The 15425-nt window shown below is 60.6% G+C and carries 14 protein-coding genes; 8 read left to right on the forward strand and 6 right to left on the reverse strand.

Annotation, left to right across the window (positions count from 1 at the left end):
* From frr to rpsB, 4 genes are all read right to left on the reverse strand, one after another.
* The gene (gene frr, locus AC1MDC_RS24875; RefSeq protein WP_065259188.1) at positions 1–558 is read right to left on the reverse strand and encodes a ribosome recycling factor; all 558 of its coding nucleotides are present in this window, start codon (positions 556–558) and stop codon (positions 1–3) included.
* A complete protein-coding gene (gene pyrH, locus AC1MDC_RS24880) occupies positions 555–1298 on the reverse strand; it encodes a UMP kinase (protein WP_011332683.1) in 744 nt (247 codons plus the stop codon). The genes frr and pyrH overlap by 4 nt, the downstream gene beginning before the upstream one ends.
* Before the next feature lie 210 nt (positions 1299–1508).
* Positions 1509–2372 carry a translation elongation factor Ts gene (gene tsf / locus AC1MDC_RS24885; protein WP_480393871.1) on the reverse strand — a complete coding sequence of 288 codons (864 nt, stop codon included), beginning with the start codon at positions 2370–2372 and terminating at the stop codon, positions 1509–1511.
* 190 nt (positions 2373–2562) lie between these two features.
* On the reverse strand, positions 2563–3300 hold the full coding sequence (rpsB, locus tag AC1MDC_RS24890; protein WP_008052780.1) for a 30S ribosomal protein S2: 738 nt from the start codon (positions 3298–3300) through the stop codon (positions 2563–2565).
* 374 nt (positions 3301–3674) lie between these two features.
* Here rpsB and map point away from each other — a divergent pair, with 374 nt between their 5' ends.
* From map to AC1MDC_RS24910, 4 genes are all read left to right on the forward strand, one after another.
* The gene (gene map / locus AC1MDC_RS24895; protein WP_039769663.1) at positions 3675–4457 is read left to right on the forward strand and encodes a type I methionyl aminopeptidase; all 783 of its coding nucleotides are present in this window, start codon (positions 3675–3677) and stop codon (positions 4455–4457) included.
* A 40-nt stretch (positions 4458–4497) separates the two neighbouring features.
* Positions 4498–7200: a [protein-PII] uridylyltransferase gene (locus AC1MDC_RS24900; protein WP_085697327.1), complete on the forward strand. Its 2703-nt coding sequence runs from the start codon at positions 4498–4500 to the stop codon at positions 7198–7200.
* A 43-nt stretch (positions 7201–7243) separates the two neighbouring features.
* Positions 7244–8443, forward strand: coding sequence for a succinyldiaminopimelate transaminase (gene dapC, locus AC1MDC_RS24905; protein ID WP_085688736.1), 1200 nt, complete (start codon positions 7244–7246; stop codon positions 8441–8443).
* Positions 8444–8607: 164 nt separating this feature from the next.
* The gene (locus AC1MDC_RS24910) at positions 8608–9342 is read left to right on the forward strand and encodes a M12 family metallopeptidase (protein WP_480393872.1); all 735 of its coding nucleotides are present in this window, start codon (positions 8608–8610) and stop codon (positions 9340–9342) included.
* A 114-nt stretch (positions 9343–9456) separates the two neighbouring features.
* Here AC1MDC_RS24910 and AC1MDC_RS24915 read toward each other — a convergent pair whose 3' ends face one another.
* Complete coding sequence (locus AC1MDC_RS24915; protein ID WP_266200841.1) at positions 9457–11088, reverse strand: Na+/H+ antiporter; 1632 nt, start codon at positions 11086–11088, stop codon at positions 9457–9459.
* Between the two features lie 182 nt (positions 11089–11270).
* Here AC1MDC_RS24915 and AC1MDC_RS24920 point away from each other — a divergent pair, with 182 nt between their 5' ends.
* From AC1MDC_RS24920 to AC1MDC_RS24935, 4 genes are all read left to right on the forward strand, one after another.
* Positions 11271–11633, forward strand: coding sequence for an ArsC family reductase (locus AC1MDC_RS24920; protein WP_003222107.1), 363 nt, complete (start codon positions 11271–11273; stop codon positions 11631–11633).
* Positions 11634–11664: 31 nt separating this feature from the next.
* Complete coding sequence (gene dapD, locus AC1MDC_RS24925) at positions 11665–12699, forward strand: 2,3,4,5-tetrahydropyridine-2,6-dicarboxylate N-succinyltransferase (RefSeq protein WP_085697324.1); 1035 nt, start codon at positions 11665–11667, stop codon at positions 12697–12699.
* 124 nt (positions 12700–12823) lie between these two features.
* Positions 12824–14029 carry an aminotransferase class V-fold PLP-dependent enzyme gene (locus AC1MDC_RS24930; protein ID WP_480393873.1) on the forward strand — a complete coding sequence of 402 codons (1206 nt, stop codon included), beginning with the start codon at positions 12824–12826 and terminating at the stop codon, positions 14027–14029.
* Positions 14026–14433 carry a SufE family protein gene (locus tag AC1MDC_RS24935; RefSeq protein ID WP_227234579.1) on the forward strand — a complete coding sequence of 136 codons (408 nt, stop codon included), beginning with the start codon at positions 14026–14028 and terminating at the stop codon, positions 14431–14433. Before AC1MDC_RS24930 ends, AC1MDC_RS24935 begins: the two co-directional genes overlap by 4 nt.
* A 135-nt stretch (positions 14434–14568) precedes the next feature.
* On the opposite strand, the gene tcdA is transcribed toward AC1MDC_RS24935, so the two are convergent.
* On the reverse strand, positions 14569–15381 hold the full coding sequence (tcdA, locus tag AC1MDC_RS24940) for a tRNA cyclic N6-threonylcarbamoyladenosine(37) synthase TcdA (protein ID WP_007954759.1): 813 nt from the start codon (positions 15379–15381) through the stop codon (positions 14569–14571).
* Positions 15382–15425: the final 44 nt, after the last annotated feature.

Raw genomic sequence — 15425 nt, forward strand, 5'->3', positions numbered from 1 at the left:
TTAAACGGCCATCAGGTCTTTTTCTTTTTCGTCAGTCGCCTTGGTGATCTGAGCTTCGAAGTCCTTGATCAGCTTGTCGATCTCGGCACTTGCACGACGCTCTTCGTCCTCGCTGATCTCCTTGTCCTTGGACAGTTTTTTCAGCTCTCCCATGGCGTCGCGACGAATGTTGCGTACCGCAACGCGAGCATCTTCGGCAGCGGCACGCGCCTGCTTGGTGAAGCCCTTGCGGGTTTCCTCGGTCAGTGGCGCCATCTTGATCAGCAGCAGCTCACCCAGGTTGGTCGGATTCAGGTTCAGACCGGCGCTGCCAATGGCCTTGTCGATTGCGCCGAGCATGTTGCGCTCGAACGGCACGACCTGCAGGGTCTGGTTGTCTTTCACGGTGACACTCGCAACACCGCTCAACGGGGTATCCGAACCGTAATAAGGCACCATCACGCTTCCCAGGATGCTTGGGTGGGCCTTGCCGGTACGGATCTGACCGAATGCGTGGTTCAGCGACTCCAGCGACTTGTGCATGCGCGCCTGGGCGTCTTTCTTGATTTCGTTGATCATTGTTGGACTTCCTCGATCAGAGTGCCTTCAGCGCCACCATGCACGATGTTCAGCAGGGCGCCCGGCTTGTTCATGTTGAATACCCGCAGCGGCATCTTGTGATCGCGGCACAGGCAGATAGCCGTCAGATCCATTACACCCAGCTTGCGATCCAGTACTTCATCGTATGTCAGATGATCGAACTTCTCGGCATGCGGGTCTTTGAACGGATCAGCGGTGTACACGCCATCGACCTTGGTCGCCTTTAGCACGACGTCTGCGTCGATTTCAATGGCGCGCAGGCAGGCTGCCGAATCCGTGGTAAAGAACGGATTGCCGGTACCGGCCGCGAAAATCACCACGTCTTTTGAGTTCAGGTGGCGCATGGCCTTGCGACGGTCATAGTGATCGGTCACACCGACCATGGAGATGGCCGACATCACGATGGCCGAGATATTGGCACGTTCCAGCGCGTCGCGCATGGCCAGAGCGTTCATCACAGTGGCCAGCATGCCCATGTGGTCGCCCGTGACCCGGTCCATGCCGGCCTTGCTCAGCGCTTCACCGCGGAACAGGTTGCCACCGCCGATCACCAGACCGACCTGAACGCCGATGCCGACCAGTTGGCCGACCTCCAGTGCCATGCGATCCAGCACTTTCGGATCGATCCCGAACTCTTCCGAGCCCATCAGGGCCTCGCCGCTAAGCTTGAGTAGAATGCGTTTATAGCGAGCCTGATAACCACTGCCCTGCTGAGCCATTGCGAATCTCTCCTGCGGCGTATTTTAAAAATTCTTTGCGAGCTGTTTACAGCTGGCGTTCACTCTAGCTTGGCGCTGCTTCAGCGCCATCGGAACATGGCTTTGTAAGTCAGTTCCAAGGGGAAACCAATAAAAATTGGTAACCCTATCTGAAAAGAGGCTGCGCGCGTGAGCGGGCAGCCTCTTTCGGGCGACAGTTGAAAAACCGTCTTACTGCTTGGCGGCAGCCACTTGAGCGGCAACTTCGGCAGCGAAGTCATCAACCGGCTTCTCGATGCCTTCGCCTACTTTGAAGTAAGTGAAGGAAACGATTTCAGCACCGGCTTTCTTGGCCAGCTCACCAACCTTGACTTCCGGGTTCATGACGAAAGCTTGCTCTTTCAGCGAGGCTTCGGCTTTGAACTTGGTAATACGACCGTTGATCATGTTCTCAACGATGTTTTCCGGCTTGCCAGCGATCTTGTCGGCATTCAGTTGCAGGAATACGTTCTTCTCGCGCTCGATGGCCTCGGCGGAGATTTCCGACGCGTCCAGGAACTCTGGGTTCGAAGCTGCAACGTGCATGGCGATATTCTTGGCCAGGTCGACGTCGCCGCCGCTCAGAACAACCACTGCACCAATCTTGTTGCCGTGCAGGTAAGCACCTACAACGTCACCCTCAACACGCGCCAGACGACGGATGTTGACGTTTTCGCCACACTTGGCGACCAGGGCTTCACGAGCAGCTTCACGCGAAGCGATCAGCGGAGCCGCGTCAGTCAGCTTCTGAGCGAACGCTTCTTCAAGGCTTTCGCTGACGAAGTTCTTGAAGTCGTCCTGCAGGGCCAGGAAGTCGGTCTGCGAGTTCACTTCCAGCAGAACGGCGGACTTGCCGTCAGCCTTGACGGCGATAGCGCCTTCAGCGGCAACGTTGCCGGCTTTCTTGGCAGCCTTGATGGCGCCCGAAGCACGCATGTCATCAATGGCTTTTTCGATGTCGCCGCCAGCCTTTTCCAGGGCTTTCTTGCAATCCATCATGCCTTCGCCGGTACGCTCGCGCAGTTCTTTGACCAACGCTGCAGTAATTGCTGCCATTTTCAAATTCCTCTTGGATAGGTTTTCAACCATTCCACCCGATCGAACGGGCGTTCAATTCTTCCCGAACCACCTTGTAGCCGCTGCACGTTACAGATGCTGTAGCTGCGCTGCCGATAAATGGTTTTCGAGGTGGCAAAAAGGGGGCCAAGCCCCCTTTTTGCTTACTGAGTCAACGCCAGGGCGTCAATTACTCAGCTGCAGCCTGAGTTTCTTCAGCTGCGAATTCTACAGTACCGCCAGCAACGTTGTTGCGACCGCGGATTACTGCGTCAGCCATCGAACCCATGTACAGCTGGATAGCGCGGATTGCGTCATCGTTGCCTGGGATGATGTAGTCAACGCCTTCAGGGCTGCTGTTGGTATCGACAACGCCGATGACCGGGATGCCCAGCTTGTTGGCTTCGGTGATCGCGATGCGCTCGTGGTCAACGTCGATCACGAACAGTGCGTCTGGCAGACCGCCCATGTCCTTGATGCCGCCCAGGGAGCGGTCCAGCTTCTCAAGATCGCGAGTGCGCATCAGCGCTTCTTTCTTGGTCAGCTTGGCGAAAGTACCGTCTTCGGCTTGTACTTCAAGGTCACGCAGACGCTTGATGGAAGCACGGATGGTCTTGAAGTTGGTCAGCATGCCGCCCAACCAGCGGTGATCGACGTACGGCGAGCCGCAACGTGCTGCTTCTTCAGCAACGATCTTGCCAGCGGAACGCTTGGTGCCGACGAACAGAATCTTGTTTTTGCCCTGGGCCAGACGCTCTACGAAAGTCAGAGCTTCGTTGAACATTGGCAGGGTTTTTTCAAGGTTGATGATGTGAATCTTGTTACGCGCGCCGAAAATGTACTTGCCCATTTTCGGATTCCAGTAACGGGTTTGGTGACCGAAGTGCACACCGGCCTTCAGCATATCGCGCATGTTGACTTGGGACATGATAGTTCCTTGATAAGTCGGGTTGGGCCTCCACGTATCCCAATGACCAACCATTGATCCGAGGATCAAAGGCACCCAGGCCATCGTGTCGACACGTGTGTGGGTTAATGCTCTCGGGGCTATCCCCGGAAAGCGGCGCATTTTATACCACAGGGACGGCGCAAACGGAACCCGGAATCTGCAATCCCGTCAGCGACATGCACGCCAGCCCCTTGGAATCGGGACAATGCGCCACATTGTATAGAGAGAAGCGATGCACGCAGGCGCAGATTTGCGCCTTCGGTCTGTTAGAATCGCGTTTTTCGGGGCCGCAATATCAGCAGTCGCGCCCCTGTTCGTATCAGCAAGCGCCGCCGAGCGCAGAGAGAGCCTGTATGACCGTCACCCTCAAAACCCCCGAGGACATCGCTGGCATGCGTGTCGCCGGCAAACTGGCCGCCGATGTGCTGGAAATGATTGCCGAGCACGTCAAGCCGGGCGTGACCACCGATGAACTGAACCAGATCTGCCACGACTATATCGTCAACGTGCAGCAGGCCATCCCTGCCCCGCTCAACTACAAGGGCTACCCGAAGTCGATCTGCACCTCGATCAACCACGTGGTCTGCCACGGCATCCCGAACGACAAACCGCTGAAAAACGGCGACACCCTGAACATCGACGTCACCGTGATTAAAGACGGTTACCACGGCGACACCAGCCGCATGTTTCACGTCGGCACCGTGCCGGTCTGGGCCGAGCGTCTGTCCCAGGTCACCCAGGAATGCATGTACAAGGCGATCGAAATCGTCAAACCCGGCTGCCGCCTCGGCGACATCGGCGAAATCATCCAGAAGCACGCGGAAAAGAACGGCTTCTCGGTGGTGCGTGAATTCTGTGGTCACGGCATCGGCAAGGTGTTCCATGAAGAACCGCAGATCCTGCACTACGGCCGTGCCGGCACCGGCATGGAACTGAAGGCCGGCATGACTTTCACCATCGAGCCGATGATCAACCAGGGCAAGGCCGACACCAAAGTACTGGGCGACGGCTGGACCGCGATCACCAAGGATCGCAAGCTGTCGGCGCAGTGGGAACACACTTTGCTTGTTACCGACACCGGCTATGAGATCTTCACCCTGCGCAGCGACGACACCATCCCGCGCATCTCGGCCTGATCCAGACACCGTTCCCAGCCTATAGAAGGAAAGCCAATCGATGCCGCAGGTGGATCCCGAACTCTTCGACCGCGGTCAGTTCCAGGCTGAACTGGCCCTGAAAGCGAGTCCCATCGCGGCATTCAAGAAGGCGATCCGCCAGGCCCGCGAAGTGCTCGATGCACGTTTTCGCGCCGGCCGCGATATCCGGCGACTGATCGAAGATCGGGCGTGGTTCGTCGACAACATTCTGCAAAAGGCCTGGGACCAGTTCGACTGGAGCGAAGACGCCGACATCGCGCTGGTCGCGGTCGGCGGCTATGGTCGCGGTGAGTTGCACCCGTACTCCGACATCGATCTGCTGATCCTGCTGGACAGCGCCGACCACGAAATCTTCCGCGATTCCATCGAGCGCTTTCTGACGCTGCTGTGGGACATCGGCCTGGAAGTCGGTCAGAGCGTTCGCTCGGTCGACGAGTGCGCCGAAGAGGCCCGCGCCGACCTGACGGTGGTCACCAACCTGATGGAAAGCCGCACCATCTGCGGCCCCGAGCGCCTGCGCCAGCGCATGCTCGATGTCACCAGCACTGCGCACATGTGGCCGAGCAAGGATTTCTTCCTGGCCAAACGCGCCGAGCAGAAGGCTCGCCACCACAAGTACAACGACACCGAATACAACCTGGAACCCAACGTCAAAGGCTCGCCCGGTGGACTACGGGATATTCAGACGATTCTGTGGGTGGCCCGCCGTCAGTACGGCACCCTGAACCTGCGCGCCCTGGCCGGTGAAGGGTTTCTGGTCGAAAGTGAAAACGCCTTGCTCGCGTCCTCTCAGGAATTCCTCTGGAAGGTGCGTTACGCCCTGCACATGCTCGCCGGTCGCGCCGAAGACCGCCTGCTGTTCGATCACCAGCGCACCATTGCCGGACTGCTGGGTTTTGAAGGCGACGACGCCAAACAGGCCGTCGAAAACTTCATGCAGCAGTACTTCCGCGTCGTGATGAGCATCGCCCAGCTCAGCGACCTGATCATCCAGCACTTCGAGGAAGTCATCCTCGCGCCGGAAGACGAAGCGCCGCCGCAGCCGATCAACTCGCGCTTCCAGCTGCACGACGGCTACATCGAGGCACGCAACGACAACGTATTCCGCCGCACGCCGTTCGCCATGCTCGAGATCTTCGTGCTGATGGCCCAGCAGCCGGAGATCAAAGGCGTACGCGCCGACACCATTCGCCTGTTGCGGGAAAACCGTCACCTGATCGACGACAACTTCCGCAACGACATCCGCAACACCAGCCTGTTCATCGAGCTGTTCAAATGCAAGATCGGCATCCACCGCAACCTGCGGCGGATGAACCGTTACGGCATTCTCGGGCGTTATCTGCCGGAGTTCGGCTTTATCGTCGGGCAGATGCAGCACGACCTGTTCCACATCTATACGGTCGATGCGCACACGCTGAACCTGATCAAACACCTGCGCAAATTGCAGTACTCACAGGTGTCGGAAAAATTCCCGCTGGCCGCCAAGCTCATGGCCAAATTGCCGAAACCCGAACTGATCTACATGGCGGGTCTGTATCACGACATCGGCAAGGGCCGGCACGGCGACCATTCGGATATCGGCGCAGTGGATGCCGAGGCGTTCTGCCAGCGCCACCAACTGCCGGTGTGGGACAGCCGCCTGATCGTGTGGCTGGTGCAGAACCATCTGGTGATGTCGACCACCGCCCAGCGCAAGGACTTGTCCGACCCGCAGGTGATCCATGACTTCGCGCTGGCGGTCGGTGACGAAACTCGCCTGGACTACCTGTACGTGCTGACCGTGGCCGACATCAACGCGACCAACCCGACCCTGTGGAATTCCTGGCGTGCCAGCCTGTTGCGCCAGCTCTACACCGAAACCAAGCGTGCCCTGCGCCGCGGGCTGGAGAATCCGGTGGATCGCGAAGAGCAGATCCGCCAGACCCAGAGCGCAGCGCTGGACATCCTGGTACGCGGCGGCACCGACCCCGACGACGTCGAGCAGTTATGGGCGCAACTGGGCGACGACTACTTCCTGCGTCACACCGCCGGCGATGTGGCCTGGCACACCGACGCCATCCTCCAGCAACCGGCCGACGGCGGTCCGCTGGTGCTGATCAAGGAAACGACCCAGCGCGAATTCGAGGGCGGCACGCAGATCTTTATCTATGCGCCGGATCAGCACGACTTCTTCGCCGTGACCGTGGCCGCGATGGACCAGCTCAACCTGAACATTCACGACGCCCGGGTCATCACGTCCAGCAGTCAGTTCACCCTCGACACCTACATCGTGCTCGATACCGATGGCGACTCGATCGGCGACAATCCGGTCCGGGTCAAACAGATTCGCGAAGGCCTGACCGAAGCCCTGCGCAACCCGGCCGACTACCCGACGATCATCCAGCGTCGGGTGCCGCGCCAGCTCAAGCATTTCGCGTTCGCCCCGCAGGTGACGATCCACAACGACGCCCAGCGCCCGGTAACGGTACTGGAACTCACTGCACCGGATCGCCCGGGTCTGCTGGCACGGGTCGGCGGGATTTTCCTCGAGTTCGACCTGTCGCTGCAGAACGCCAAGATCGCCACCCTGGGCGAGCGGGTGGAAGACGTGTTCTTCATCACCGACGCCCACAATCAACCGCTGTCCGACCCGCTGCTGTGCAGCCGCCTGCAGGATGCCATCGTCGAACAGCTGAGCGTCAATCAGGAACCCGATATCAAACTGTCGCGCATCAGCATTTGATTGCGCGCCCGGCTTCAATCGCTTTGCACGAGATCCCGCACCGATGAACAACGCTCTGTCCCAGCTTCAGCCCTACCCGTTCGAAAAGCTCCGCGCCCTGCTCGGCAGCGTCACGCCAAACCCGGACAAGCGCCCGATCGCACTGTCCATCGGCGAACCGAAGCACCGCTCGCCAAGCTTTGTCGCCGAGGCGCTGGCGAACAATCTGGATCAGATGGCGGTGTACCCGACCACTCTCGGTATCCCGGCCCTGCGCGAAGCCATCGCCGCCTGGTGCGAGCGTCGTTTCAACGTGCCGGGCGGCTGGATCGACCCGGCGCGCAACGTGCTGCCGGTCAACGGCACCCGTGAAGCACTGTTCGCCTTTACCCAGACCGTGGTCAACCGTGGCGACGACGCGCTGGTGGTCAGCCCGAATCCGTTCTATCAGATCTACGAAGGCGCGGCGTTCCTCGCCGGCGCCAAGCCGCACTACCTGCCGTGCCTGGACGAGAACGGCTTCAACCCGGACTTCGACGCGGTTTCGCCGGACATCTGGAAGCGCTGCCAGATCCTGTTCCTGTGCTCGCCGGGCAACCCGACCGGTGCGCTGATCCCGGTCGACGTGCTGAAAAAACTGATCGCCCTGGCCGACGAATACGACTTCGTGATCGCCGCCGACGAGTGCTACAGCGAACTGTACTTCGACGAGCAGACGCCACCGCCGGGCCTGCTCAGTGCCTGCGCCGAACTGGGTCGCAAGGACTTCAAGCGTTGCGTGGTGTTCCACAGCCTGTCCAAGCGCTCGAACCTGCCGGGCCTGCGCTCGGGCTTTGTTGCCGGTGATGCCGACATCCTCAAGGGTTTCCTGCTGTATCGCACCTACCACGGTTGCGCGATGCCGGTTCAGACCCAGCTGGCCAGCGTCGCCGCGTGGAACGATGAAGTGCATGTCCGCGCCAACCGTGCGTTGTATCGCGAGAAGTTCGATGCGGTGCTGGCGATCCTCAGCCCGGTGATGGACGTGCAACGCCCCGATGGCAGCTTTTACCTGTGGCCGAATGTGCAGGGCGACGATGCCGCATTCTGCCGCGATCTGTTTGCCGAAGAGCACGTGACTGTGGTGCCGGGTTCGTACCTGTCCCGTGACGTCGATGGCGTCAATCCGGGTGCCGGGCGCGTACGCATGGCGCTGGTTGCGCCGCTGGCGGAATGCGTCGAGGCTGCCGAGCGCATCCGCGACTTCGTCCTGCGCCACAAGTAATGTGTTTCGCCCGTGCCGGGCAATCCGGCACGGGCGGTCAAATATCACGCAACACTTCCTCCGTTTTTCATACCTCGCTTTTGCGCAGCCAGACGTTAGTCTTGAGCCGCGCCCTTTTGCGCATCACCTGAAATCGATCTTCAACTTCAAGGAAGAAGTGAACAATGAAAGAACTTCTGGATTGCCGACTGATTCAGTGGCCTGACGATCAGGCTGCTTACACAGCCGCCATCAACGAGAACCCGGCGAATGCCGGCACCCCAACCACACCCGGCACTCGCCGCAAACGCTCCGTGGTCGATTACTCGAAACTCTGGGCCAATGGTCGCACGTTGAAAATCGAGTTCATGGATGCACCCGATGCCGCTCGTAAAACAGGGATTATCAATGCAGCCAGCAAATGGCTGCCTTATATCAATCTCAAGTTTGAATTCGTCGACGATCTGAAGGGTGATATCCGCATCGCCACCCGAAACAATGACAACAGTTCGATGCTGGGCACCGATGCACTTCTGATTCATCCCGACCATCCGACAATGAACCTGGGCGTCACGCCGGACCATGCCGACTTCGAGGTCACCGTAATGCACGAGTTCGGCCATGCACTGGGCGCCATGCATGAGCATCAGCACCCACAAGCCAATATTCCATGGGATAAACCCAAGGTGTACGCGTTTTATCAGAATCGGGAAATGAATCCACTGACCCGCGAACAGGTCGACTACAACCTGTTCGCGTCCTTTGATACGCGGGATGCGCTTTATCTTGCCTACGACAAGCGTTCGATCATGCATCACCCCGTATCGAACGACCTGACGATCGGCGACTGGGAAGTTCCGATAAACCGCAAGATCAGCAAAAAGGACAAACAGTTGATGAAGCTGCTTTATCCAAAATAAACCGGCCCCTTGAAACGCAAAAGTTCGCCAGGCGCAACGCCTGGCGAACTTGAACTGAACCGCACCCACTGACATCGAACATCGCTCGACTGATATCCAAGGGGCGTCAGTGGCTTATTTGACCTGCCCCAGATTCGCCTCACTCAAGTCCAGCTCGCCCAGCACCTCACGCAACACGTCGTCACCAATCTGGTGCTGACGGCTGAGGCTGTACAACTCGAGGCGTTGCGCACGCAGTGCCTTGAGTCGCAGACGACGCTCCAGCAGATCCATCTGGAACGCCAGAGCCTGGGCTTCGGCCGAGTCATTGAAGACTTCCAGTTGATGGCGGTATTCGGACATGATCCGCGCCTTGAGCTCCGCTGCCAGCGCGGCTTGCGCGGCGTCCTGCGGGTTGACCTCCTCGGTCTCCAGCGCATGGATCGCCGCTTCCGCCGTCTTGCGCCAGGCGTCGCGCACTTCCTGGCGGCGCTTGTCGTCCGGGCTCTTTTCGATGCCGCGCAACAGCAAAGGCAGCGCAATACAGGCCGCCACCAGCGACAACAGGATCACCCCGGCGGCGATGAAGATCAGCAGATCGCGCTCGGGGAACGCCTCGCCACCCATCAGCATCGGTACCGACATCACACCTGCCAGGGTCACCGCCCCGCGCACGCCACCGACGGTCAGCAGCCAGCAGGACCGGGCCGTCGGCACTTGCGTCAGATCACCCTTGCCGCGCACGCGGCGCAGCAACACCGACAGCCGCCAGATGCTCTGCACCCAGATGAAGCGCAACAACACCAGCGCCAGGAAAATCGCCACCACATCGAGACAGCGATAGAACAGGGTCGGCCACAATGACGTCTCGTGGCTGACCACCGCTTTAATGATGTCCGGCAGTTGCAGGCCGAGCAGCAGAAAGATCAAACCGTTGAAGGCGAACTCCAGCAACGACCAGACGCTGCGGTTGAGCAACCGGGTGCTGGTCTGGCGCGGCAGCAGATCGAGCCAGCTCTGCATCATCCCCGCCGCCACCGCCGAAAGAATGCCTGACGCGCCAAGCCGTTCGGCCAGCACGTAAGCGGCGAATGGCAGCAGCAACATGAACACCACGTGGGTCGCCGGATCGTCCCAGCCCCGGGCGATCATCCAGGCGCGCAACCGGCCGACCAGCCAGCTCAGCGCCACGCCGACCGCCAGCCCGCCGACCGCGACCAGCACGAAGGTCAGGCTGGCATTGGCCAGGGAAAACGCACCGGTGACCGCCGCTACCAGCGCGAATTTGAACGTCACCAGACCCGACGCATCGTTCATCAACGCCTCGCCCTGCAGCATGTGCATCAGCGGCGTGGGCAAGCGGTTCTGGGAAATCGCCGAGACCGCCACGGCGTCGGTCGGGGACAGCACCGCCGCCAGCGCGAAGGCCACCGGCAGCGGAATCGTCGGCAGCAACCAGTGAATGAAGTAACCGGCCCCGACCACGGTAAACAGCACCAACCCGACCGCCAGCGTGAGTACCGGGCCGCGCAAGCGCCACAGTTCACGCTTGGGCATGCGCCAGCCATCGGAAAACAGCAGCGGCGGCAAGAACAGAAACAGGAACAGTTCGGGATCAAGGGCCACGTGCAGACCGAGGGTCGGCCAGGCCAGCAAGGCACCGGCGGCGATCTGTACCAGTGGCAGCGGCAGCGGAATCACCCGTCCAACCAGGCGCGAGACACTGACCAGCATCAGCAGGATCAGGACGGTATAAGCGGTTTGCATAAAGCGGAAATCCCGGACAATCGACAGCGTTGAACTGCCATATTAGCCGCTCAGGCTGTGAATGACCGTTGCACCTATGTCGCAGGCACCCTCAGCAGAAGCAACCTGGGCGCCGCGAAACCGTCTGGTCATGGCATAATCCGACACCATTTTTTTCCAGCACCTGTAAAGGGGGCGATTCCTTGACCGTTTCAAGCAAAACGTTGCACCTTTTCGGCATCAAAGCCTGCGACACCATGAAAAAGGCGCGCACCTGGCTCGATGAACACGCTGTCAGCTATGACTTCCACGATTACAAGACCGCCGGCATTGACCGTGAGCACCTGACCCAATGGTGCGACGAGCATGGCTGGCAAACGGTGTTGAACCGCGCAGGCACGACCTTTCGCAAACTCGACGACGAACGCAAAGCCGATCTCGACCAGTCGAAAGCCATCGAGCTGATGCTCGCTCAACCCTCGATGATCAAGCGTCCGGTGCTCGATCTCGGTGACCGAACCCTGATTGGCTTCAAGCCAGATATCTACGCGGCCGCGCTCAAGTAAGCAGCCCGTCACTTTTTGTAGAGGTATTCACATGTCCAACTCCCTGTTCAGTATCGCCTTCGGCGTCGGCACCCAGAACCGTCAAGGCGCGTGGCTGGAAGTGTTCTACGCTCAGCCACTGTTGAACCCTTCGGCCGAACTGGTTGCCGCTGTTGCACCGATCCTCGGCTACACCGAAGGCAACCAGGCCATCACCTTCACCACCGCCCAGGCTGCGCAACTGGCTGAAGCCGTGAAAGGCATCGACGCGGTACAAGGCAAGCTGCTGACCCGTCTGGCTGAAAGCCACAAGCCGCTGGTCGCGACCCTGCTGGCCGAAGACACTCAGCTGACTTCCACCCCTGAGGCTTACCTGAAGCTGCACCTGCTGTCCCATCGTCTGGTCAAGCCGCACGGCGTAAGCCTGGCCGGGATCTTCCCGCTGCTGCCAAACGTGGCCTGGACCAGCCAGGGCGCCATCGACCTGAGCGAACTGGCCGAGCTGCAACTCGAAGCCCGTCTGCGTGGCGAACTGCTGGAAGTGTTCTCGGTGGACAAGTTCCCGAAAATGACCGACTACGTGGTACCGGCCGGCGTGCGTATCGCTGACGCCGCACGTCTGCGCCTGGGCGCTTATGTGGGCGAAGGCACTACCGTGATGCACGAAGGTTTCATCAACTTCAACGCCGGCACCGAAGGCCCGGGCATGATCGAAGGCCGCGTCTCCGCTGGCGTGTTCGTCGGCAAGGGTTCGGACCTGGGCGGCGGCTGCTCGACCATGGGCACCCTGTCGGGCGGCGGCAACATTGTGATCAAGGTCGGCGAAGGCTGCCTGATCGGCGCCAACGCCGGTATCGGTATCCCGTTGGGCGACCGCAACACCGTGGAGTCGGGCCTGTACGTGACCGCCGGCACCAAGGTTGCACTGCTGGACGAGCACAACAACCTGGTCAAAGTGGTCAAGGCCCGTGAACTGGCCGGTCAGACCGACCTGCTGTTCCGTCGCAATTCGGAAACCGGCGCCGTGGAGTGCAAGACCCACAAATCGGCGATCGAACTGAACGAAGCGCTGCACGCTCACAACTAAGCGCCAGAGCTCACCTGAGGAAGCCGGCCTGTTTGCCATGGCGGTCGAACGATCGCCATCGCAGGCAAGCCCGCTGCCACAGGGTTCGGCGTTAACCCGCCCATCTTCACCAGGGCTTGAAACCGTGATGATTCCCTCCCCCTGGCGCGCCGATTTCCCGGCCATCGCCGCCCTGCAACGGCAAGACCAGACTTACCTGGACAACGCCGCCACCACGCAAAAACCCCAGGCCCTGCTCGATGCGCTGGCTCATTACTACGCCAATGGCGCAGCCAACGTGCACCGTGCCCAGCACCTGCCCGGCGCCCACGCCACGCAGGCGTTCGAGGACAGTCGCCTGAAGGTTGCCCAGTGGCTGAATGCCGGTGACAGCGGGCAGATCATCTTCACCCACGGCGCCACCAGTGCGCTGAACCTCCTGGCGTATGGCCTGGAACATCTTTTCCATCCGGGCGATGAAATTGTCATCAGCGCCCTGGAGCATCACGCCAACCTGCTCCCATGGCAGCAACTGGCCCAACGTCGCGACCTGAAGCTGGTAATCCTGCCGCTGGACGATGACGGCGTGATCGACCTCGCTGCCGCCGTTCACCTGATCGGCCCGCGCACTCGTTTGCTGGCGGTCAGCCAGTTGTCCAACGTGCTTGGCGCGTGGCAACCGCTGCCGGCGCTGCTGGCGATGGCCAAGGCGCATAACGCGCTGACCGTGGTCGATGGCGCTCAAGGCGTGGTCCATGGCCGGCATGACGTGCAGGCGCTGGGTTGCGACTTTTATGTGTTTTCCAGCCACAAGCTGTACGGCCCCGATGGCCTCGGCGTGCTGTTCGGACGCAACCCGGCGCTGGAGCAACTTCGCCCGTGGCAGTTCGGTGGCGAAATGGTGCTGGAAGCCAATTACCACGACGCACGTTACCGCCCGGCGCCACTGGGCTTCGAGGCCGGAACGCCGCCGATTGCCAGCGTGATCGGCCTCGGTGCGACCCTCGACTATCTGGCCGGCCTTGATCAGGACGCGGTGTCCGCCCACGAAGCCGCACTGCACGATTACCTGTTGCGTGGCCTCGCCGCTCGCAATGGCATTCGTCTGCTGGGCAAACCGCAGCTGGCGCTGGCCAGTTTTGTCGTCGAAGGCGTGCACAACGCCGATCTCGCGCACTTGCTGACCGAACAAGGCATCGCCGTGCGTGCCGGGCATCACTGCGCGATGCCGCTGCTCAAACGTTTCGAGCTGGTCGGGGCGATTCGTGTGTCGCTGGCGCTGTACAACGATTCCGAAGATCTGGAGCGGTTTTTTGAAGCGCTGGATCAGGCGCTGGAGTTGTTGCGATGAGCCTGCCGGTCGAAGCCGCCGAAGCGCTGCAAACGTTTCAGAACGCCGCTGGATGGGAACAGCGTGCGCGGCTGTTGATGCAGTTTGGTGATCGCCTGCCGCTGCTGAGCGACGCAGACAAATGCGAGGCCAATCGGGTGCACGGCTGTGAAAGTCAGGTGTGGCTGGTTGGCGAGTTGCGCGACGGCCGCTGGCAGTTTGCGGCCAGCAGCGATGCGCGGATGATTCGCGGGTTGGTCGCGTTGTTGCTGTTGCGGGTCAACGGCTTGACCGCTGGCGAATTGCAGCAGGTGGATCTGCCGGACTGGTTCAATCAATTGGGACTGTCGCGGCAGTTGTCGCCGTCGCGCAGCAATGGCTTGAATGCCGTGTTGCAGCGGATGCGTGAACTCGCTCTTGACTGATCGTTAACACGTCGAGGCGTCGAACCGTCTGCGTGGGAATGCCTCAACGGACGCTCCGCGCTCGGCTCTTGATTTGGGACGCGGAGCGTCCCGGGCTGCATTCCCACGCGGAGCGTGGGAACGATCGGTCACTGGTCAGGCCTGAGGCTTGACTCGATCCGCCGGGCGCCGGACACCCGCCACAATCTTGTCCACCGCCTTGGTCGCCGCGACCATGCCGAATGTCGCCGTCACCATCATCACCGCACCAAACCCGCCGGCGCAGTCCAGCTTCACGCCGTCACCGACAAAACTCTTCTGCAGGCAAATGCTGCCGTCCGGTTTCGGATAGCGCAGTTGTTCGGTGGAGAACACACACGGCACGCTGTAGTGACGGGTCACGGTACGCGAGAAGCCGTAGTCGCGGCGCAACGTCGAGCGCACTTTCGAGGCCAGCGGATCGTTGAAGGTCCGGTTGAGGTCGCAGACCTGAATCAGCGTCGGATCGATCTGCCCGCCAGCGCCGCCGGTGGTAATGATCTGGATCTTGCGGCGCTTGCACCAGGCGATCAGCGCAGCCTTGGCGTTGACGGCGTCGATGCAGTCGATCACGCAGTCGATGTTCGGCGTGATGTATTCGGCCATGGTGTCGCGGGTGACGAAGTCCGCCACCGCGTGCACCTTGCAGTCCGGGTTGATTCCGCGCAGACGCTCGGCCATCACTTCGACCTTGGGCTTGCCGACGGTGCTGTCCAGCGCGTGCAACTGACGGTTGGCGTTGCTGACGCAGACGTCGTCGAGGTCGAACAGCGAAATCTCGCCCACCCCACAACGGGCCATCGCTTCCGCCGCCCAGGAACCGACGCCGCCAACGCCGACAATCGCCACATGGGCTGCACGCAGGCGCTCAAGACCCTCGATGCCATACAAACGGGCGATGCCTGCAAACCGCGGATCTTCTGTACTCATGACCGTTACCCTGAAAACCGGCGCGCATTATAGAGCCGTCGGCG

Source organism: Pseudomonas sp. 1, assembly GCF_056626735.1.